This window comes from Lonepinella sp. MS14434, assembly GCF_042468235.1.
Lineage (GTDB): Bacteria > Pseudomonadota > Gammaproteobacteria > Enterobacterales > Pasteurellaceae > Lonepinella.
The window spans coordinates 1,868,834-1,889,710 of the sequence record NZ_CP170386.1; the positions used below are offsets into that span (position 1 = coordinate 1,868,834).

The following is a 20,877-nucleotide window of genomic DNA, read 5'->3' on the forward strand; positions in this document are numbered from 1 at the left end:
TATGCTCAAGTTTAGCCTAATCATTTATAATGGCAAGCGTTTATTTTTCTACTCAAAAGACCATGACCAAACTTGCTATTATTAATAATCACGATTCTTTCACCTATAATTTAGTGGATTTAATCCGCCGTTTGCATGTGCAATTCGATGTGATAAATGTGGAAAATTTAAGCCTTGATAGGCTTGAAGATTACAGTCATATTCTGATTTCACCTGGTCCAGATATACCGAAAAGCTACCCACAACTTTTTGCCATGCTCACACGTTTTTACCAACAAAAAATGATTTTAGGGGTATGTTTAGGTCATCAGACAATTTGTGAATTTTTTGGGGCGACATTGTTTAATTTACCCAATGTTCGACATGGTCAAAAAAGCCATTTAAAAGTGCAATCAAATTCGGGTTTATTTCAAGGTTTACCCAACCATTTTGAGATTGGCTTATATCACTCTTGGGCAGTTTCAACAGAAAATTTCCCCACTGAATTAGAGATTACCGCTATTTGCGATGATGAGATTATTATGGCATTCCAACATTGTACTTTACCGATTTTTGGGGTGCAGTTTCACCCAGAATCCTATATGTCGGAATATGGTCTGTGGATACTCAAAAATTTCTTAAATTTGGAATCCAGATCATACTTTTCAGAAAAAGATCAAAAAAACACTTGATACTGTTTTTAATAACAGATAGTATATGCTCAAATTTACAGCTTAACAAACATCCAAAAGGGTCACACAATGGCTAAAGATAACAAAGCGAAAGCAAAACCAACCGCAAAAGAAAATAACTCACAAGAAGACAAAGCAAAAGCACTGGCAGCCGCTCTTGGTCAAATTGAAAAACAATTTGGCAAAGGGGCGATTATGAAGTTAGGCGATTCACAAACCCTTGATGTAGAATCTATTTCAACAGGTTCAATCGGTTTAGATGTAGCATTAGGTATTGGTGGTTTGCCAATGGGACGTATTGTTGAAATCTTTGGTCCAGAATCATCAGGTAAAACTACATTAACCCTTTCCGTGATCGCACAAGCACAAAAAGCAGGCAAAGTCTGTGCCTTTATTGATGCGGAACATGCCTTAGACCCAATTTATGCAGCAAAATTAGGGGTTGATGTCAAAGAACTGTTTATTTCTCAACCTGATAATGGTGAACAGGCGCTAGAAATCTGTGATGCCTTAGTACGTTCAGGGGCGATTGATGTGATTATTGTGGACTCTGTCGCTGCATTAACCCCAAAAGCTGAAATCGAAGGGGATATGGGCGATTCTCACGTTGGTTTACAAGCCCGTTTAATGTCACAAGCGTTGCGTAAATTAACTGGTCAGATTAAAAACTCTAACTGTTTAGTAGTATTTATCAACCAAATTCGAATGAAAATCGGTGTGATGTTTGGCAATCCTGAAACCACCACTGGCGGTAACGCCCTAAAATTCTATTCATCTGTGCGTTTAGATATTCGCCGTATCGGTGCAGTGAAAGAGGGTGATGAGATTATTGGTAATGATACTCGGGTCAAAGTAGTGAAAAATAAACTTGCAGCTCCGTTCCGTCAAGCCGAATTCCAAATTCTTTATGGTGCGGGTATCTCGAAAAATGGTGAGCTAATTGAACTTGGTGTTAAACAAAAATTAGTCAACAAATCTGGGGCTTGGTATGCTTACAATGGCGAGAAGATCGGGCAAGGTAAAGCGAATGCGATCAAATGGTTAGAAGACAATCCTGAAGCAGCCGCAGAATTAGAAGATAAAATTAAGACTGCTTTATTAGAAAATCCAGAACAAGCCTTGTTGCCAGCTGATGATAACGATAAAGATCAAAGTGATGAAATCAATGACGAAGTAAATGATTTAGATTTCTAAGTATCACATACAATATATCCCAAAGTGCGGTATTTTTAACCGCACTTTTTTCAACTATGCAGGGAATAATCCATGTCATCTCTCGCCCTAAATTATCTGATTAACATACTGGCTCGCCGTGATTACAGCGAATATGAAATTCGTTGCAAAATGCAACAAAAAGCCTTTAGCGAAGAAGATATCGATCAGGCACTGGCACATTGCCAACAACGCCACTGGCAAAGTGATCAACGTTTTGCCGAAAATTACCTAAATTTTCGAGCCAATCGGGGTTATGGTGTAAATCGAATTAAACAAGAATTACGCCAATTAAAAGGGGTGAGTTCGCAGATTATTCAAAACGTAATTGAGCAAAGCGAAATAAACTGGTCAGATATTGCATTAAGCGTTTTAAACCGAAAATTTCCCCAATATCAAAATAAACTGGATTTGAAAACCAAACAAAAAATCTGGCGTTATATGCTTTCACATGGTTTTTATGCAGAAGAATTTGCAGACTATATCGGTTCTAGTAGCGACAGCGACTATTAGCAAATAGCAAGATTGGCGGAAAGTAATGGGAGTTGAACCCACCTAGGACTGCTGGCAGCCCTAACAGGATTTGAAGTCCTGCCGCATCACCGGATACGCCTACTTTCCAAAATTGATGGCAACTTTAGCATAATGTCATTTTTTGTCAAACAACCTTTTTACCCGATTAATAACCCCTAAAAAGGATATTCTTGCAACAATCCCTTTTAAGGGATATAATGCCAAACATCCTTTTCAAAGTATAACGAATAAATTATGGCATTAAGCATCACTAGCGCAAAAGCATTAGCACAGGTTATTCGGGAGTTTCGTTATCAAGCCGAACTTTCTCAAGTGGATGTGGCGAAGCGAGCTGCCACCAAGCAAGCAACAGTTTCCGTGTTTGAAAACAATCCTGAAAGTACAAAATTAGAAACTTTGTTCAAAATTCTGACGGCACTAGAATTGGAACTTATCGTACAATCTCGCCCAACGCAAGGGCAAATATTAGCCACGAAAAACGATGACACAGCGACAATACTCGGCATGGCGGAAGAAAGTGCAATATATCACATTGGTGACGATGATGAGATTTGGTAATGGAAAATATACTTAATATTGCTATGAATGGCATTCACATTGGTCAATGGCGTAAATTAGCTAATGGTGCAACGGAGTTTCAATATAGTCCAAATTGGTTAAATTCCCCCCGCTCACGAGCTATTTCGCTTTCGTTGCCATTGTCGAATAAAATTTACAAAGGCGATGTGGTGTTTAACTTTTTTGATAATTTATTACCCGATAATGATCAGATTCGTTCTCGGATCCAACAACGTTTTCAAATAAATACCAAAACACCTTTTGATTTACTTTCCGCTATTGGACAAGATTGTGTCGGAGCAATTCAGCTCTATCGAGATTTACCTTATTCTATTCGGCAAGTGAATGCTACGTCATTGAATGAGCATGAGATTGAAGCATTATTAAAAAATTATCAATCTCTGCCATTGGGAATGGAGCAAACAGATGATTTCCGCATTTCGCTAGCTGGGGCACAAGAAAAAACAGCGTTACTTTTTCACGAAAATCAATGGAAACGACCGCACTACTCTACGGCAACTAGCCATATTTTCAAGCTCCCTATCGGACTGGTAGCACAAGGTCAGCTTGATCTTTCAATGAGTTGCGAAAATGAATGGCTTTGCCTTGAGATTTTGCGTTTATTCGGCTTGGACGTTCCTAATGCAAAAATTCGTTATTTCGGTGAAACCAAAGTGTTAATTGTAGAGCGTTTTGATCGCCGCTGGGCAAAGTCGCAAAATTGGCTGGTACGTTTACCACAAGAAGATCTTTGCCAAGCCTTGAATATTGCCCCTGCTCGAAAATATGAATCAGACGGTGGAGCAGGGATTCTCACCATTATGCGATTGTTAAATAGTTCTGCAAATCCGCTTAATGACCGCAAGGCTTTTTTCAAAGCACAGATTTTATTTTGGCTTTTGTGTGCTATTGATGGGCATACGAAAAATTTCAGCCTTTTTCTTGAACAAGGCAACCGATATCGCTTAACCCCATTTTATGACGTGATGTCAGCTTATCCATTGATTAATCCAAAAGGATTACAACGTCAAAAAATTAAAATGGCCATGGCATGGCACGGTGAAAATAAGCATTATTTATGGGACAAAGTCCAACTCCGCCATATTTTCCAAACTGCAAAACTAGCTGGATTTGCCAAGGAAAATGTTGAAGAAATTCTACATGAGATTAGCCAAACACTGCCGCGTTTAGCTCAAATTCCGCATCGCCATCTTCCCGATTTTATCGCTGAACCAATTTTACAAGGGTTGGAAGATAAGGTAAAAAAGGCGTGGTAAGTTATAGTATAATACCCCAACGTTCAACAAAACAGGACACAAAATGACCGCACTTTTTCAACAATTACCATCAGTAGATAAATTACTCAAAACACCACAGGGTGAATTGCTAGTGGATCAATTTGGACATACGGCGGTCGTCAATATGATTCGTCAGATTTTGCAACTGGCTCGAGAGCAAATCAAAGAAACACAGCAACTTCCCAATTATTTCAACGATATTGACCATACAATTACGGAAATTCGTCATCAATTAATTCAACAAAACCAAGTACAAATTAAATCAGTGCATAACCTAACAGGCACCGTGTTACACACGAATTTAGGGCGTGCATTGTGGTCTGAAACCGCTCAACAAGCCGCTGTAAATGCTATGGCAGGTAATGTGGCATTGGAATATGATTTAGAGATAGGAAAACGTAGTCATCGAGATCATTATATTAGTGAATTACTTAATCAACTTACGGGAGCGGAAGCGGCTTGTGTCGTGAATAATAATGCAGCTGCAGTATTGTTAATGCTTGCCACCTTTACACAAGGCAAAGAAGTGATTATTTCTCGTGGAGAACTGATTGAGATTGGCGGTGCATTTCGGATTCCTGATATTATGGCTCAAGCGGGATGTAAACTGGTAGAAGTCGGCACCACTAATCGTACGCATTTAAAAGATTATCAAAACGCAATCAACGAGAATACTGCTTTTCTGATGAAAGTACATAACAGTAATTATCAAATTTGTGGTTTTACCCATTCAGTTGAAGAACATAAACTTACCGAATTAGGTAAGCAATTTAATATTCCTGTGATTAGCGATCTTGGCTCTGGAGCATTAATTGATTTAACGCAGTACGGCTTACCAAAAGAACCAACAGTACAGGAAAAATTGGCACAAGGCGTGGACTTAATTTCTTTTTCTGGGGACAAACTGCTCGGCGGTGTGCAAGCTGGTATTATTGTGGGTAAGAAATCTCTTATTGATCAATTACAAGCACACCCACTTAAACGCGTTCTACGTTGTGATAAAGTGATTCTAGCTGGCTTAGAAGCCACCTTACGCCTGTATCTACAACCTGAAAAATTAATCGAAACCTTGCCAACCTTACGCTTACTCACTCAATCCATAGCACAATTAAATGAAAAAGCGGAACGAGTGAAAGAACAATTATCGCAACATTTACCCGAATTTTCCCTGCAAATCGAAGCAAGTTATGCACAAATTGGTAGTGGTTCACAACCGTTAGCCAAAATTCCATCGGTTGCAGTCACCATAGCAAACCAAACTAACGGAAAATTAACCGCACTTTTACAACGGCTAAAACAACTACCAACGCCAATAATTGCCAGAATGGAACAAGATAAAATTTGGTTGGATATACGTTCATTAGCAAATGTCGATCACCTGTTAGAGAGTTTACAAGCCTTATGATTATTGTTACTTCTGGTCACGTTGACCATGGCAAAACCGCCTTGTTGCAGGCATTAACTGGCACAAATACTGCTCATTTACCCGAAGAAAAAAAACGTGGAATGACCATTGATTTGGGTTATGCTTATTTGCCCTTAGGTGATAAAACACTTGGATTTATTGATGTTCCCGGTCACGAAAAATTTTTGCCGAATATGTTGGCTGGCTTGGGGGGAATTCATTATGCCATGCTGATTATTGCCATTGATGACGGGATTCAAGCTCAAACAGTGGAACATTTAGCCATTTTACGTCAGTTGCAACTCAATAAAATTCTGATTGTCTTAACCAAATCTGATAAAGCGAGTTCAAGCCAGATCGATGCACTTAAACACACAATCAAAGCTAATTACCCCTTTTTAGCCGATAGTCCAATTTTCGTTACATCTGCGACTACCCAACAAGGCATCGCCGAATTACGTGATTATTTAACTACACTGCCAAATTTAGCTGACCCCAATAAACCTTTCCGCTACGCTATCGACCGTATTTTTAGTGTAAAGGGAGCTGGCACTGTGGTTACTGGCACAGCATTTAGTGGTAAGGTAAACATTGATGATGAATTGTTTTTATCTAACGGCGAAAGAGTCCGCGTGAAAAATATTCATGCCCAAAATCAACCGAGTAAACAAGGGTTGGCAGGACAACGGTTAGCATTAAATATTCATACTGATATTGAGCGTAGCTCAATTCAACGGGGAGACTGGTTATTTAATCAACCAGCACAATTTGCCACAGATCGCATTACCGTTCAGCTTAATCCAGAAATACCTTTAGCAGAAAACCAAGCGATACATCTTTATCATGCGACTAATCATACTGTTGGTAAATTGTCTTTGCTCACAACAAAAACGTTACCCCCACAAACACAAGCCTTAGCAGAAATTATCTTAGATAAACCGCTATTTTTGAGCTTTGCGGATAAATTAATTTTACGCAGTGGCGATAATAAGCAATTAATTGCTGGAGCAAAAGTCATCGAAATTAACTCCCCCAAACGCCATAAACGCAGTGAAGTGCGGTTAAAATTCTTACAGAATTTGCAACAAGCAGAAAATATCAATGACCGTATTGCACTATATTTACAACAAACAGCCGTTGAAGTGTCTTATTTATTATGGATTGAACAGTTAAATGAAGCGGACTTAGCCACCATTTTGCAACAAAATCACGCTGTACGTTTTCAGCAATGGTGTTTTAATCAAGATTATCAAGCAGAAAAAAATCAGCAAATTTTGACCACACTTTCCAATTATCATCAACAACATTCCGATCAAGTCGGCTTAGGCAAAGCTCGTTTATACCGCATTGCCACACTTAATCAGCCTGAAAAATTGATCTACCATTTTATAGATGAATTATTGGCTCAAGGAAAATTACAACAAACCCGTGGCTGGTTGCATTTTCCTGAACATAAAATTGAGTTTAACGCAGAAGAACAAGCCTTATGGAAATTGGTGCTAGACGAATTTGTGCAACAAAATGGGCAACCGTTGTGGGTGAGAGATATGGCAAATTCCTTATCCATTGATGAAAACCAAATGCGAAATTTTTGTTATAAAGCGGGGAAATTAGGCTATTTAACCCCGATTATCAAGGATCGTTTTTTCTTAACCGAAAACCTATATGCCCACGCCAAAGTCATCAAGCAATTAATTGCAAAACAAGGGGATATTTGCGTCAATCAATTACGAGATGAACTCCAATTTGGACGCAAACTCACTGTGCAATTAATTGAATATTTTGATCGTTGTGGATTATTAAGACGTAAAGGCAACGTACATATTTTGCGAGATGGAGAGCTGTTTAATTAACAATATCTATCCTCTTTTTTAGTTTATTCATTATTTGAAGGAGTAGTATTATGTATGCAGATAAAAAAGTCGAATTTACAGAAAAGCTTGCTTATCGCATTTTGCTAGATTGTGGCATATCTTGCTATAGAAATAATCGAACCGATAAAACCGCTGTTGATATTCAAACCCAACAAGGTATCAAAATTGATGTTCAGTATTCACAAAATTTCGCTAAATATGGGGATTTTAGATTAGATATTATCTCTGCATTTTTTCCAAGAATTGATAAAAATACACATATTAAGTATCAATATGATCCCACATTACATTTACACCAAAATTTTGAACAAAAATACCATTGTGAAGTAAAGAAAAAAGGTAAAATCTATATTAATAACTATTTAGATGCTCTAATTATATTATTTTACAATAGTCAATTAGATATTCTTCTATCCAATATGCCAGACTATGTTCTAATCGTTAAGAAATCTGATCTAGCCGAATTTATTCGCCATAATATTATTGATATTTTCAATAGTATAAAAATAAATAATAAACCTGATTTAGACGATAAACACGGCTCTGCTTTTATTCCCATCAAGGTTAACACCTTAATCGGTTATCTTGGCAAAAGATGCTTCTATAACACTTACTTATCATTGCAAGAACAACCAAATAAAGCGTTAATTAAATATTTACTTAGTAATTGACATCGTTATCTTTAAAGATTAATAACTAATTCTTTTATTATTACTTTTTATCCCACAACTTTAGGCAATAATCCAGCCTGAATTAAAAATGGAATAGAAACAATCACAATCCCTAAAACAGAAACAACTACTAATAACGCATTTCCACCACTTACTCGATAAGGCAAGTTGGGATGTTTTTGGCGCGCTTTCCAAGCTAATGCAGCGGGTAATACCACCGCATAAAAAGCAAACATTTGACCGGCATAACTCAGTGCTAAAATAAAGCCTTTAGGGTAAAATAATGCAAATAACATCGGTGGTAAGAATGTCAATACACCGAGCGTCATCCGTCCTGCAGATCGATTAAATGTTCGTTTTAATAAATCGTTTATACAATCAAACAAACCCAAAGAGACCCCAAGGAAAGAGGTGATTAATGCCAATGCGGAGAATATTTTTACAGTGCTGCTAATGGCATCACTTCCGGTTATTTCTCGAGTCGCGGTTACTAATCCATTTAAGGTTGGATCTTGTTGTAAAATATCCAAGAACAAAGATTGACTTAATACGCCATGAGTTGAAAGTTGCCATAAAATATAAATAACCAGCGTTATAAAAGATCCTGTAAGAATCGAAATTCGTAACGCTTTAACGTTACCACCTAAATAAGCATTTAAACTAGGAATTGAACCGTGAAAACCAAATGCAGTAAAAAATACCGGACTGGCGGAAATTAATAAAGCATTATCAATTGGCATTGCCATGAGATTATCTATACTAATTTTAGGAAACATTAAAATCAATACAAAAACTAACGCCGCCACCATAATATAAAAGAGTAAGCGGTTGATCACATCAACACTTTTGGTACCTATAATAATAAAAGCCCCAAAAAGTGCGGTGAAAATAACAATAGAAATTTTAGATGTGGTTTCTGCATCGCTTATTTGTGGAATGGTTGATGCAAGAATATTTCCTCCACCCGTCACATAAGCAGCTAATAAAGCATACAGAAAGACCATTAAAATGGTCGTTGAAATAACTCTACCAGTCTTGCCAAAATATTGTGCAGCGAGCGTGCCTATACCCGCATCATGCTCAGCGGTTTGATAAATTTCAACAAATAATAACGCACTATAAGTGAGCAAAAGCCATAAAACGCCTAATAATACAAAGGTAAAGGTAAAACCTATACCGGCTGCCGTCAGTGGCATAGCTAACATTCCCGCACCAATCATTGTGCCGGACACAAGTAAAGTACTTCCTAATATTCTATTCATGGTATTTATCCTTTTTAAATTTTGTTATGCGATTTTTAACATAACAAAAGGGCGTTGTAAACAACGCCCTCAATATAAAAATAAATTATAAAATAAATCGACTCAAATCTTCGTTATCTACCACATCGTTTAATGCTGTAGAAACATAATTTTCATCAATCGTAATTTTTTCTCCTGAACGTTCACTTGCATCAAACGAAATACCATCCATTAAACGCTCTAACACGGTATGTAACCGTCTTGCGCCAATATTTTCGGTTTTTTCATTCACACGAAAAGCGGATTCAGCGATTTTGCTGATACCATCTTGAGTAAATTCAATTTCTACCCCTTCGGTTTTCATTAATTCACGATATTGAAGTGTTAATGATGCATTGGGTTCAGTGAGAATACGTTCAAAATCTTCTTTAGTGAGTGATCTTAATTCTACACGAATCGGCAAACGACCTTGTAATTCAGGAAGTAAATCCGATGGACGAGCCACTTGGAAGGCACCGGAACAGATAAATAAAATATGGTCAGTTTTTACCATACCATGTTTAGTATTAACTGTTGAACCCTCAATAATTGGTAACAAGTCACGCTGTACCCCTTCACGAGAGACATCACCACCACTGTATTCCCCTTTTTTACAGATTTTGTCAATTTCATCGATAAAGACGATACCATGTTGCTCGACAGATTCTATAGCTTGCTGTTTTAAATCTTCTGGATTCACCAACTTGGCCGCTTCTTCATCAATCATTACTTTTAACGCGTCTTTGATTTTCATTTTGCGTTTCTTGGTTTTACTTGGTGACATACCTTCAAATATGGATTGCAGTTGCGATGTCATTTCTTCCATACCCGGTGGTGTCATGATTTCTACGCTAACCGGATGAGATACATCAATTTCAATTTCTCGCTGATCTAATTGTCCTTCACGCAATTTTTTACGGAATACTTGGCGAGTAGCTTCATTATTACTTTCTTCTGCATTGCCCCACTGATCTTTAGCCGGCGGTAATAACACATCTAAAATACGATCTTCCGCTGCATCCTGCGCTTTCATTCGATTTTTTTCCACTGCTTGTTGGCGTACCAATTTCATGGAAACATCGGTTAAATCACGGATAATCGAATCCACTTCCTTCCCAACATACCCCACTTCAGTAAATTTAGTAGCTTCTACTTTAATAAACGGGGCGTTAGCAAGTTTTGCTAATCGACGAGCAATTTCAGTTTTACCCACACCAGTCGGTCCAATCATCAAAATATTTTTAGGCGTCACTTCTTGACGCAATTCTTCGGATAATTGCATCCGTCTCCAGCGATTACGTAAGGCAATCGCCACGGCACGTTTGGCATCACTTTGTCCAATAATATGTGCATCTAATTCTGAAACAATTTCACGGGGTGTCATAGACATAAATTTTTATTCCTTATAATTCTTCAATAACGTGATTATGATTAGTATAAATATCAATATCACCAGCAATGATTAAGGCTTGTTTAACAATCTCCGCTGCAGTCAAATTGCTATCAGTACGAAGTAATGCTAATGCTGCGGATTTTGCATAATTACCACCCGATCCAATCGCCAACACATCAAATTCAGGCTCAATCACATCGCCACTGCCTGACACCAATAAAAAATCGCTTTCGTTAGCTACAATCATCATCGCTTCCAAACGGCGTAAAGCACGTTCTGTTCGCCATTCTTTAGCCAATTCCACCGCACTTTTTACCAAATGCCCTTGATGCAATTCTAATTTCTTCTCAAATAAATCCCGTAAAATAAACGCATCCGCCGTTGAACCGGCAAAACCTGTAACCACTTTATCTTTATACAAACGGCGAACCTTACGCACAGTGCCTTTTTCGACACAATTTCCAAGTGTTGCTTGACCATCACCACCAATAGCGACTTTACCGTCTTTACGTACACATACTATCGTTGTCATTTTTAATCCTTTTTATCAAAATTTAAACAGTAAATGAGGGCTGGATAGTTAATTTCAAGGTAAATTCTCATAAAAACGCGCATTTTCCCTACTTGGAAAATGCACTATACGTCATTAGATGATAAATATAAGTCATTTTTGTGAAAAAACTAACCCTAACCCAATCAATCCAATTCCACACAAATGATACAAATGAAAAGACTCACCCAGTAATGATACCGACAATAATACACCGAATACGGGCATTAAATGAATGGATAACCCCGAAATCACCGGACCGACTTTTTGAATCGCCACGTTATACAAAATATAAGCAATCACCGACGGAAATACACCCACATAAGCTAATCCCAACAAAGTTGAACTATTCCATATAATAGCTTGGGTGCCTTGTAATTGTTCCCATAAAAATAACGGAAAAAGGGAAATTAACGCAATAATAATTTGTACACCCATTAATCCCTTGCGATCAATATTAGCGGGAATATCTTTCATTAACAGTGTATAAATCGCCCAGCAGATCATCGCCATAAACACGATAATATCACCGGGATTAAAAGATAACGCCACAAAATTCGCCCATTGCCCTTGTAACACAATGACCAACACGCCGAAAAGTGAAATAGCCAATCCTATAGCTTGTGTAACCTTAATTTTTTGATGATAAAACAAAACACCAATCAGCATGATTAACACTGGAATACAAGAATTTAATAAAATTGCATTGGTAGTCGTTGTACTATGTAAACCTTTATAGACAAGTGTATTAAATACCGCCACCCCAAAAATAGACACCGTAATAATCCTGCCCCAATGTTGGCGATATTGCTGCCAATCACGTTTCATTGTCGCTAACACAAAAGGTAACAATACAAGCAACGCAATAATCCAACGCCCAAAAGAGAGCGTATAAGGCGGAATATCTGCTCTTACCGCTCGACCCACAGCAAAATTGCCAGCCCAAAAGAGTGGAGGAAGTATTAAAAAGGGTAATAAAGGTAGGGACTGTTTGATATTGGAAAAATAGTGCCGCATAAATATTCCTATTATGTGTTTTAAGTTATTTTACACAAAAGTGCGGTGAAATTTTAGCAAATATATTAATTTATAATTATCAATAAAAATTAACCGCACTTTATACTCTTTCTCAAAGTGCGGTTATGTCTATTTAACCAAAAATATTAGTTAAATGTATTTTATAATCTGCAATAAACTTCTCTACATTCGGATTTTTCATCACATCATTACAAATAAAAGTCGGTAAGGGTTGCATGGCCAAAAATTGATTGGCTTTATGAAAATGAAAATAGACAGTATCTACCCCTTTACCTTCAAAAAAATCATTTGGACGAGTAAAGGCTTCAATCGGTGCATTCCATGTTAAAGAAAGCATATATTTTTTACCATGTAACAAGCCTCCCGTACCATAACCTTCGGTCGGATTCACGCGGTGTCTGCCGTCACTGGCATTAAGTTTGCCATAACCCGCGGTGAACACTTCATCAATATATTTTTTCACGGTCCACGGCTCACCCATCCACCAACCGGGCATCTGCCAAATCACCACATCCGCCCATAAAAATTTAGCGACTTCTTTTTCTGTATCATAGCCGTTATCAATCAGTGTTTCATCAATTTTATGTCCGAGCTGTTGCAAGGTTTCAACTGCAATGTGATGCAAGGTATGATTTAATTCACCTTGACTATGTGCAAAGGCTTTTCCGCCGTCTAAAAGTAAAATATTCATGGTTTAATCTCCTAATAATTCAATATAAAATATTATAAGTAAGCAGAATTGAATTATACAATTTATCTTACCTATTGAAGTTATTCCTTTTTTCTTGCAATATTTTGCTGACATTATTTTTTTTCATTGTGTACAATTGAGCAAATTTATGTTTTATTTCAAAAAGGAATGATTATGACGACTTTATCAATTCAATCTGATATTAGCCTTACACAAGCTAATCATTTAATTGCACAAGGTATCCAGATTGCTACTCAACAAGGCTTAAATTTATCGATTGCTGTGGTAGATCGATCTGGGCATTTGCTTGCTTTTGCGCGTATGGATAACGCATCCTTAGTGACCATTGATGTGGCTATCGGCAAAGCGCGTACCGCCGCCTATTTAAAAGCCCCGTCAAAATTATTTGAAGATTTTGTGAATAATGGTGCACCTGCCATGCTGGCGACACCTAATATTTTACCATTACAGGGCGGAATTCCTTTGTTAATAGAAGATAAAATTATTGGAGCAGTTGGCGTGAGTGGGGCGAGTGGTGATATTGATAACCAAACCGCAGAAACCCTTGCTGGTTTATTTCAAGCTTAACGAAAAATGAATAAATTTTGAAAAATTAACCGCACTTTGGTGTTTAACAAAAGTGCGGTTAAAAATGTTTACGTTTTTACTAGAACGAATATTTCACATTGGCAAAATAAACTCTTCCTTCTTCAGCATAACCATCGGTGAGATAGTAGTTCTTATCGAAGATATTAGATACGCCCACATCAAGACTTAAGCCTTGTTTAAAGGTGTAACTGATTTTAGCATCAGTGGTACCAAACCCTGATAGGGTTTCGTATTTTTTATTCACCAACGCATAACGTCCAGATTCAGCTGTTTGACTTAAATAAATAGATAATTCAGGCGTCACTTTCCAATCGGCATAAGCAAAGAATTTATGGCGTGGTAAATCCGTTACTTTAATGCTGGAATCGCCGTTTTTCGCTTTAGTGTAAGTGTAATTTGCACCCAAAGTGAAGTCTTTGGTGACAAAAGCGGTGACACCTAATTCAACCCCTTTATAAATGGCTTTATCCACATTTTGGTTTTGCACTTCAGCGGTCGCATCATTGATGGCGACTTCATTGATGGCATCTTTAACATGGCTATAAAATAACGCCCCTTCTACTTTAAACATATCGTTAAAGGTGTGGAAATAACCGATTTCAATATGATCAGCAATCTCTGGTTTTAAGAATGGATTCGGTAAGCGATTTTTACTTAAACTACGAGAATAACGCTCTTTCATGGTTGGCAAATGGCTTTTATGGGCATAACTTAGGCTTAACTCGTCATTTTGAGTAAAGTTATGCACCACTTTGGCTTGATAATTGAAGGCGTGTTGTGAGCTAGTATCGAAATGATAAATCCCATAAACGCTTTTCTTGTTGACTTTATACAGAGCCTGATAATTTTGAGCTTTTACCGCATCTTTATAGTCATAGCTGACGCCCACAATAGCTTTAGTGGTATCGGTGAAACGATAGGTATCTTCTAAGCCAACACTGTAAGTTCGATCTTCATTACGAGCTACAGGTTCGCCATCATTATGCTCGCGATGTACATCAAATTTGTAAAGTGCGGATAATTTTAGCGTATTATTTTCGCTGGTATTGGCTCCAAACTCTAAACCTGCACCGTAGGAATAATCACGATAATGGCTGTTAAATGAGCTATTTTTGTCTTGCGTACTAAAGGTTTCATCATCATACACCGATAAATCATTGTTGAAAGTATCGTGGAATAATTTGGTATTGAGATAATATTGACCATCTGCAAATGCCGTATGCGATAAGAAATAGAGACTTTCTTTATCCCACGCAGGCCAACGCCAGAATCTTGGGGTACCGTTGCCCGTATAAAACGGCTGTTGTTTTCTCGCATCTTGGTTGGAATAGGAAATGGCATATTCATCAGTGGCATTTGGGGTGTAACCCACACGCAAACTTAATTTACGATCACGACTTGATGAATTATCTGCTCGTCCGCCATTTTCATATTTCGTTGCTTGGAAATCACGAGAAAGTTGTACACCTTGACGTTCGACAAAGCTACCACTTACTTGGGCATAGAATTTTTCTTGTTTGGTACCTAAACTAAAATAAGGTTGATTCACTGCTGTGTGGCTATTACGACCCGTTTGATAACCATAACCAATCACGCCTTCAAGGGCTTTAGTGGGTTTACGAGTGACTAAGTTAACCGCTCCGCCCATGGTGTTGGCACCGTATAATACTGAACTTGCCCCTTTGGAAATATTGATTTCGGCTAAATCAAAGGTGGTAAAACGGCCCAAATCCATATTGCCGTCATAAGGCACATAAACAGGGATGCCATCAATAAACACGGGAACACGCAATGCATTAAAACCACGCACACGGATATTTTGTTCACCCCTTGCACCACCACGTTCAAAAGATACACCTGGAGACATTTTGGCTACTTGAGCCACATTGGAAATTTGATTTTGACGAAGTTGATCTTGGTTAACCGATACCGTGCTAATATCTGCACCGTTTTCGACCACATCAATTTGACCAAGAGTAAATACTTCAGCGTAGCTGGTTGCGGAGCAACAAGCTACGGCAATTGCCGTGCAAATTAACGATTTTTTCATGGTAATTCCTTATTGGTTAGGGTTAAAACGTAATTTTAAAGCAATGGTGATCGCAGAAAATAAGCGTTCATCATTGCCTTTTAGATTTTCTCTGAACGTTTTATTCGGGTCGGTAATCTTCACCCGACCTTGATGTAATTCAGAGAGTAAAAAAGTTAACGGAAGATGCAATTTTTCAGCTAATTCTGTTACCGTAATATGCTCAAAAGTCATTAATAGCCGATCTAAATTACAATAAGATGGATATTTTTGTTTAAAGCAAACATCGGTTAATTGTGCAATTTGTTTCAACGCTTTGCGACGGCGGTGAATAACATGAATAATCAATAAAACGACAAAGCACAAGCCGATGATTTGATGAAGTCGAGCAAAAAATAATAGATTGCCAATGCCAAAAGACAAACAAATTGCAGAAATTACCATGGATATTAGGCTCAATAACAGCAAAATAATTAGCATTCCTTTGGCAATAATCTGTAATTTTTGCATGATTTTCCTTCACAAATAATCAAAGTATAAACAATTATATAACGATAAAAAAGATAATTGAATGATTTACACTATTTTTTTACAAAAATGTTACTAAAAAATACATACAAATTGAATATTAAGGGTAAATAACTTTCTATTGCTAGATTAGCATAGCTATTATCCATAGGAATATTGTCAGAACAAATAAAAAATCTGCACCTCAATTAGTCGGGATTATATCCAACTGTTGGGATGCAGATTAGTTTATATTTTAATTTATCTTAACGGCTTTTTTTCACTAAGCTTTCCGTTAATTCGTAAGCACGAAGTTTAGCAAGTTCTTGTGAAAGTTTAGCTACCATTAATTGATGGTTAGCATCACCAGATTTCGCTATAATATTTTCTTCTGCTTTGCGTTTTGCATTCAAAATGCGATCTTGGTCTAACTCATCACCACGAATAGCCACATCCGCTAACACAGTAACAATATTAGGTTGGACTTCTAAAAATCCCCCTGACACATAGATAACATCTTCGTTATCATTTTCAAGGGTGAATTTTACAATCCCTGGTTTAATCGCTGTCATTAAAGGGGTGTGATTGGCTAAAATCCCTAATTCCCCCTCAATCCCACTTGCTTGAACGCTTTTTACCGCACCTTCGAAGATTTTTTTCTCCGCACTCACGATAATTAAGTTAAATGTTGCCATTTTGATCTCCTTCAATCTGGTAATCAGTTGAAGTGATTACATATTTTTCGCTTTTTCAACAACTTCATCGATTGAACCCACCATATAGAACGCTTGTTCTGGAATATGGTCGTATTCACCGTCAAGAATACCTTTGAAGCCACGAATCGTATCTTTTAATGACACATATTTACCAGGCGAACCAGTAAATACTTCCGCTACGAAGAATGGTTGTGATAAGAAACGTTCGATTTTACGTGCACGGGCTACCACTAATTTATCATCTTCGGAAAGTTCGTCCATACCAAGAATGGCGATAATATCTTTCAATTCTTTGTAACGTTGCAAGATACCTTGTACACCACGTGCCACATTATAATGTTCTTCACCGACCACCAATGGATCTAATTGGCGAGAAGTTGAATCTAACGGGTCAACCGCTGGGTAAATACCTAAAGAGGCGATATTACGGCTTAATACTACGGTAGAGTCCAAGTGCGCAAAGGTTGTCGCTGGCGATGGGTCAGTTAAGTCATCGGCTGGTACGTAAACCGCTTGCACAGAGGTGATAGAACCTGTTTTGGTGGAGGTAATACGTTCTTGCAATACACCCATTTCTTCCGCCAAAGTTGGCTGATAACCTACCGCAGAAGGCATACGTCCTAACAACGCTGACACCTCTGTCCCTGCAAGGGTATAACGATAGATGTTATCTACGAAGAATAATACATCACGACCCTCATCACGGAATTTTTCCGCCATGGTTAAACCGGTTAATGCCACACGCAGACGGTTGCCTGGTGGCTCATTCATTTGACCATAAACGAGTGATACTTTATCCAATACGTTAGATTCGGTCATTTCGTGGTAGAAGTCATTACCCTCACGAGTACGTTCACCCACACCGGCGAATACAGAGTAACCTGAGTGTTCAATCGCAATATTACGGATTAATTCCATCATATTCACGGTTTTACCTACACCTGCACCACCGAATAAACCCACTTTACCACCCTTAGCGAATGGACAAATTAAGTCGATAACCTTGATCCCTGTTTCTAACAATTCTGTACTGTTAGATTGATCTTCGTAACTTGGTGCCGCACGGTGGATGGCCCAGTTTTCTTCCGCACCAATGTCACCTTTTTCATCAATCGGCTCACCCAGCACATTCATAATACGTCCTAAGGTTTTCACGCCCACTGGCACAGAAATTGGGTGACCTGTGTTTTCTACTTTTAAACCACGTTTTAAACCATCAGATGAACCCAGTGCAATACAACGTACCACACCGCCACCTAATTGTTGTTGCACTTCAAGGGTTAAGCCTGATTCAACTTTTAAGGCATCGTAAACCTTTGGTACAGCATCTTGTGGGAATTCAACGTCGATTACCGCACCGATAATCTGTACAATTTTTCCTGCTGACATTACCTGTTCTCCATTAAATCGCTGCTGCACCAGCAACAATTTCATTTAATTCATTTGTGATACTTGCTTGGCGAGCTTTGTTATACACCAACTGCAAGTCATTGATTAAATTCCCTGCATTGTCTGTTGCTGCTTTCATCGCCACCATTCGAGCCGCTTGTTCTGAAGCTAAATTATCAACCACTGCTTGATATACTTGAGATTCTAAATAACGCACCAATAAGCTATCTAATAGCATTTTTGGATCGGGTTCATAAATATAATCCCAAACATTTTGTCTTTCGCCTAATTTATCAGTTTCTAATTCTGGTAATGGCACAAGCTGTTGGTAAACTGGTTTTTGCGACATGGTATTAACAAACTTATTGTATGCAATATAAATAGCATCAAGTTCGCCATTACGATAGGAATCGATCATACCATTTACTACACCCAATAAATCTTCTAATACTGGGTTATCGCCCAAACCTGAATGTTGTCCTTGAATTTTCAAACCAAGAGAACGGAAAAAACCAATCCCTTTTGAACCAATTAAACCAAGTTCAACAGTCACGCCTTTTTCTTTCCATTGTTTAATTTCGTTAAGTGCGGTCTTAAATAAATTAATATTTAGACCACCGCACATTCCACGATCCGTTGAAATAACAAGTACACCTACTTTTTTGACTTCACGTTCAATTAAAAACGGGTGTTTATAACCAACTGTTGCTTTAGACACATGGCTAATAACATTTCTAATGGTTTCAGAATAAGGGCGAGATGCTGCCATACGATCTTGCGTTTTACGCATTTTCGATGTTGCTACCATTTCCATTGCCTTGGTAATTTTTTGTGTACTTTGTACACTGGCAATTTTGGTTTTTATCTCTTTTCCACCAGCCATGTTATTTCTCCGTTAATTACCAAGCATTATTTGCTTTGAAACTATCTAAAATACCTTTCAGCGTATTTTTAATTTCATCGTTATAATTGCCTGATTTATTGAGTTCCTGCATAAATTCAGCATATTGACGATGAGCATAATCTAAAAGTGCAGTTTCAAAACTGGCAATTTTATTTAATTCCACATCTTCTAAATAACCAAATTCAACGGCAAATAACACTAATGCTTGTTCAGAAACACTGAGCGGAGCATATTGTTTTTGTTTCAATAATTCGGTTACTTTTTCACCGTGGGATAATTGTTTACGAGTGGCATCATCGAGATCTGATGCAAATTGTGCGAACGCCGCTAACTCACGATATTGTGCTAAGGCAGTACGGATACCCCCAGCGAGTTTTTTCACCACTTTAGTCTGAGCTGCACCACCCACACGAGATACCGAAATACCTGGGTTTACCGCAGGGCGAATACCTGAGTTAAACAAGTTAGATTCTAAGAAAATCTGACCATCGGTAATGGAAATTACGTTGGTTGGAACGAACGCTGATACGTCCCCTGCTTGGGTTTCAATGATTGGAAGTGCGGTTAAAGAACCTGTTTTACCTTTCACTTCACCATTAGTAAAGCGTTCTACATAATCGGCATTGACACGAGAGGCACGCTCTAATAGACGGCTATGTAAATAGAATACGTCACCTGGATAGGCTTCACGACCTGGCGGACGGCGTAATAATAAGGAAATTTGACGATAGGCTACCGCTTGTTTAGATAAATCATCATAAATGATTAACGCATCTTCACCACGATCACGGAAATATTCACCCATTGCACAACCAGCATAAGGGGCTAAATATTGTAACGCAGCTGATTCAGAAGCCGATGCCACCACCACGATAGTGTTCGCTAACGCACCATGTTCTTCTAATTTACGTACCACGTTAGCAATGGTTGATGCTTTTTGCCCAATCGCCACATAAATACATTTAATGCCTGAATCACGTTGGTTAATGATCGCATCAATGGCTAATGCGGTTTTACCCGTTTGACGGTCGCCGATAATCAACTCACGTTGACCACGACCGATTGGCACCATGGAGTCCACTGCTTTATAACCCGTTTGTACAGGTTGATCCACGGATTGACGGTCGATAACCCCAGGGGCAATCACTTCAACGGGTGAGAAACCGTCATTTTCGATTTCGCCTTTACCGTCTATCGGTTCACCTAAGGTGTTCACCACACGACCTAATAAACCACGACCCACTGGTACTTCAAGGATTCGACCTGTACATTGCACTTCCACACCTTCTGCTAAGTCTGCATAAGGTCCCATCACTACCGCACCGACAGAATCACGTTCCAAGTTTAATGCCATAGCAAAACGGTTGTCAGGTAAGGCAATCATCTCACCTTGCATTACATCACTTAAACCGTGAATACGGATAATCCCGTCACTCACGGAAACGATTGTCCCTGTGTTGCGAGCTTCGCTCACCACATCAAATTGGGCAATGCGTTTTTTAATCAATTCACTAATTTCTGTTGAATTTAGTTGCATTTTAAATTCCT

The 20,877-nt window shown here is 38.3% G+C and carries 20 protein-coding genes and 1 tRNA gene; 9 read left to right on the forward strand and 12 right to left on the reverse strand.

Annotation, left to right across the window (positions count from 1 at the left end):
• The first annotated feature begins 29 nt into the window (after window positions 1-29).
• The 3 genes from O1Q79_RS09025 to recX all read left to right on the forward strand — a co-directional run bounded on the left by O1Q79_RS09025 (window position 30) and on the right by recX (window position 2,396).
• Window positions 30-671 carry an anthranilate synthase component II gene (locus O1Q79_RS09025; RefSeq protein ID WP_386691865.1) on the forward strand — a complete coding sequence of 214 codons (642 nt, stop codon included), beginning with the start codon at window positions 30-32 and terminating at the stop codon, window positions 669-671.
• Between the two features lie 69 nt (window positions 672-740).
• Window positions 741-1,865 (forward strand): recombinase RecA, encoded by a 1,125-nt coding sequence (gene recA, locus O1Q79_RS09030; protein WP_386691867.1) that lies wholly within the window; start codon window positions 741-743, stop codon window positions 1,863-1,865.
• A 72-nt stretch (window positions 1,866-1,937) separates the two neighbouring features.
• On the forward strand, window positions 1,938-2,396 hold the full coding sequence (gene recX, locus O1Q79_RS09035; protein ID WP_386691869.1) for a recombination regulator RecX: 459 nt from the start codon (window positions 1,938-1,940) through the stop codon (window positions 2,394-2,396).
• Between the two features lie 13 nt (window positions 2,397-2,409).
• Here recX and O1Q79_RS09040 read toward each other — a convergent pair.
• Window positions 2,410-2,504 (reverse strand) — tRNA-Sec (locus O1Q79_RS09040).
• Between the two features lie 147 nt (window positions 2,505-2,651).
• Here O1Q79_RS09040 and O1Q79_RS09045 point away from each other — a divergent pair.
• From O1Q79_RS09045 to O1Q79_RS09065, 5 genes are read left to right on the forward strand one after another with little or no spacing between them, the layout of a single operon-like run.
• The gene (locus tag O1Q79_RS09045) at window positions 2,652-2,975 is read left to right on the forward strand and encodes a helix-turn-helix domain-containing protein (protein WP_386688812.1); all 324 of its coding nucleotides are present in this window, start codon (window positions 2,652-2,654) and stop codon (window positions 2,973-2,975) included.
• Complete coding sequence (locus O1Q79_RS09050; protein WP_386691871.1) at window positions 2,975-4,252, forward strand: type II toxin-antitoxin system HipA family toxin; 1,278 nt, start codon at window positions 2,975-2,977, stop codon at window positions 4,250-4,252. The genes O1Q79_RS09045 and O1Q79_RS09050 overlap by 1 nt, the downstream gene beginning before the upstream one ends.
• Window positions 4,253-4,295: 43 nt before the next feature.
• Window positions 4,296-5,678, forward strand: coding sequence for an L-seryl-tRNA(Sec) selenium transferase (gene selA, locus O1Q79_RS09055; protein WP_386691873.1), 1,383 nt, complete (start codon window positions 4,296-4,298; stop codon window positions 5,676-5,678).
• Window positions 5,675-7,531: a selenocysteine-specific translation elongation factor gene (selB, locus tag O1Q79_RS09060; protein ID WP_386691876.1), complete on the forward strand. Its 1,857-nt coding sequence runs from the start codon at window positions 5,675-5,677 to the stop codon at window positions 7,529-7,531. Before selA ends, selB begins: the two co-directional genes overlap by 4 nt.
• Window positions 7,532-7,581: 50 nt before the next feature.
• Entirely contained in the window at window positions 7,582-8,223 is a 642-nt protein-coding gene (locus O1Q79_RS09065) for a hypothetical protein (RefSeq protein ID WP_386691878.1), read from the forward strand.
• 47 nt (window positions 8,224-8,270) lie between these two features.
• Here O1Q79_RS09065 and O1Q79_RS09070 read toward each other — a convergent pair whose 3' ends face one another.
• The 5 genes from O1Q79_RS09070 to O1Q79_RS09090 all read right to left on the reverse strand — a co-directional run bounded on the left by O1Q79_RS09070 (window position 8,271) and on the right by O1Q79_RS09090 (window position 13,175).
• The gene (locus tag O1Q79_RS09070) at window positions 8,271-9,485 is read right to left on the reverse strand and encodes an aromatic amino acid transporter (RefSeq protein WP_386691880.1); all 1,215 of its coding nucleotides are present in this window, start codon (window positions 9,483-9,485) and stop codon (window positions 8,271-8,273) included.
• An 85-nt stretch (window positions 9,486-9,570) separates the two neighbouring features.
• Window positions 9,571-10,893 carry an HslU--HslV peptidase ATPase subunit gene (hslU, locus tag O1Q79_RS09075; RefSeq protein WP_386691882.1) on the reverse strand — a complete coding sequence of 441 codons (1,323 nt, stop codon included), beginning with the start codon at window positions 10,891-10,893 and terminating at the stop codon, window positions 9,571-9,573.
• Window positions 10,894-10,906: 13 nt separating this feature from the next.
• A complete protein-coding gene (gene hslV / locus O1Q79_RS09080) occupies window positions 10,907-11,428 on the reverse strand; it encodes an ATP-dependent protease subunit HslV (protein WP_386691884.1) in 522 nt (173 codons plus the stop codon).
• Between the two features lie 132 nt (window positions 11,429-11,560).
• Window positions 11,561-12,463 carry a DMT family transporter gene (locus O1Q79_RS09085; RefSeq protein WP_386691886.1) on the reverse strand — a complete coding sequence of 301 codons (903 nt, stop codon included), beginning with the start codon at window positions 12,461-12,463 and terminating at the stop codon, window positions 11,561-11,563.
• A 133-nt stretch (window positions 12,464-12,596) separates the two neighbouring features.
• Window positions 12,597-13,175 (reverse strand): NAD(P)H-dependent oxidoreductase, encoded by a 579-nt coding sequence (locus O1Q79_RS09090; protein WP_386691887.1) that lies wholly within the window; start codon window positions 13,173-13,175, stop codon window positions 12,597-12,599.
• 174 nt (window positions 13,176-13,349) lie between these two features.
• On the opposite strand from O1Q79_RS09090, the gene O1Q79_RS09095 reads away from it, so the two are divergent.
• Entirely contained in the window at window positions 13,350-13,763 is a 414-nt protein-coding gene (locus O1Q79_RS09095; protein ID WP_386691888.1) for a heme-binding protein, read from the forward strand.
• A gap of 79 nt (window positions 13,764-13,842) precedes the next feature.
• Here the strand turns inward: O1Q79_RS09095 and O1Q79_RS09100 are convergent, their stop codons facing one another.
• The 6 genes from O1Q79_RS09100 to atpA all read right to left on the reverse strand — a co-directional run bounded on the left by O1Q79_RS09100 (window position 13,843) and on the right by atpA (window position 20,866).
• On the reverse strand, window positions 13,843-15,834 hold the full coding sequence (locus O1Q79_RS09100; protein WP_386691890.1) for a TonB-dependent receptor plug domain-containing protein: 1,992 nt from the start codon (window positions 15,832-15,834) through the stop codon (window positions 13,843-13,845).
• A gap of 9 nt (window positions 15,835-15,843) precedes the next feature.
• Entirely contained in the window at window positions 15,844-16,323 is a 480-nt protein-coding gene (locus O1Q79_RS09105) for a heme exporter protein CcmD (protein ID WP_386691892.1), read from the reverse strand.
• 263 nt (window positions 16,324-16,586) lie between these two features.
• Entirely contained in the window at window positions 16,587-17,015 is a 429-nt protein-coding gene (locus O1Q79_RS09110; protein WP_386691894.1) for a F0F1 ATP synthase subunit epsilon, read from the reverse strand.
• 36 nt (window positions 17,016-17,051) lie between these two features.
• Window positions 17,052-18,425 (reverse strand): F0F1 ATP synthase subunit beta, encoded by a 1,374-nt coding sequence (atpD, locus tag O1Q79_RS09115; protein ID WP_386688703.1) that lies wholly within the window; start codon window positions 18,423-18,425, stop codon window positions 17,052-17,054.
• A 13-nt stretch (window positions 18,426-18,438) separates the two neighbouring features.
• Complete coding sequence (gene atpG, locus O1Q79_RS09120; protein ID WP_386691896.1) at window positions 18,439-19,308, reverse strand: F0F1 ATP synthase subunit gamma; 870 nt, start codon at window positions 19,306-19,308, stop codon at window positions 18,439-18,441.
• A gap of 16 nt (window positions 19,309-19,324) precedes the next feature.
• Window positions 19,325-20,866 (reverse strand): F0F1 ATP synthase subunit alpha, encoded by a 1,542-nt coding sequence (gene atpA, locus O1Q79_RS09125; RefSeq protein WP_386688707.1) that lies wholly within the window; start codon window positions 20,864-20,866, stop codon window positions 19,325-19,327.
• Between the last annotated feature and the right edge of the window lie 11 nt (window positions 20,867-20,877).